Source organism: Vibrio sp. D173a (genome assembly GCF_030248475.1).
This window is the reverse complement of the sequence record NZ_JAHGAH010001357.1, coordinates 1-892: the sequence shown is the minus strand read 5'-3', so window position 1 is coordinate 892 and position 892 is coordinate 1. Positions and strand designations below refer to the sequence as shown.

Annotated in this window: 1 protein-coding gene and 1 pseudogene; both read left to right on the top strand. The window is 43.8% G+C overall.

Annotated features, from left to right (window positions below):
• A pseudogene (locus KIV40_RS33340) lies at nucleotides 1-259 on the top strand (hypothetical protein); the annotation flags it as partial.
• On the top strand, nucleotides 256-813 hold the full coding sequence (locus KIV40_RS33335; RefSeq protein ID WP_285353685.1) for a TRAP transporter small permease subunit: 558 nt from the start codon (nucleotides 256-258) through the stop codon (nucleotides 811-813). The pseudogene KIV40_RS33340 and the gene KIV40_RS33335, both read left to right, overlap by 4 nt.
• Nucleotides 814-892 lie beyond the last annotated feature (79 nt).

Genomic DNA, 892 nt, shown 5'->3' with positions numbered 1-892 from the left:
TGACTTCTCTTACGACATGACAACTGAGCTGAAAATGGCTGACCAAGCGGCAGTGAAAGAAGCGCAAGCAAACCCAGAAATCACGATTCACAATTGGTCTGACGAAGAGCGTAAGAAGTTCCGTGAAATCGCAAAAGGTCAATGGAAAGCATTTGCTGAACGTTCTCCAAATGCACAGAAAGTATACGACTCTGTAACTATTTTAGCTTCTCTTTTGGAGGGCAATTGCCCTCCGTTTTTTTTGAGTAATACGTTATGACAGATAAAACGCCTCATGCGCCCCAAGAGCAAGAAGAGCAACCAAGAAACATTCTCGACCGCGCAATAATCAAGGTCAGCAATGTTCTAAGTGGTTTGTTCATCTTCACTGTATTGATCTCTTTTTACGAAGTGGTGATGCGTTATGCGTTCGATGCACCAACTACTTGGGTGCACGAAACCGCTTCTTTTGTTGGTGGCTCGCTATTTATCGTGGGCGGTATTTACGCTTTTGCTGCTAACAAACATGTTCGAGTTGTTCTTATTTATGATTCAGTTTCTTCTCAAACTCGAAAATACCTCAACCTAGTGCACCACATAGTGGGTTTAGCGTTCGCTGGTATGTTGGCTTACGCCTCTTATTTCATGGTTCAAGAGTCTTGGTTTACCCCTTGGGGCGAACTGCGTCTTGAAACATCAGGCTCGGTACTGAACGCTCCGTACCCAGCACTTCTTAAAGGCATCATCTTTGTTTGTCTTTGTATTCTTGTTGTCCAGTTTGTATTGCACCTAATCCAAGTGATTGTAGGGCTAGGGAAGAAAGACGATGTTTGATTTATCTTCTATTGGCATCGCATGGGGCAGTATCCTCATGCTGGTTATGATGATCGGCTTGCTACTTACGGGTATGCAA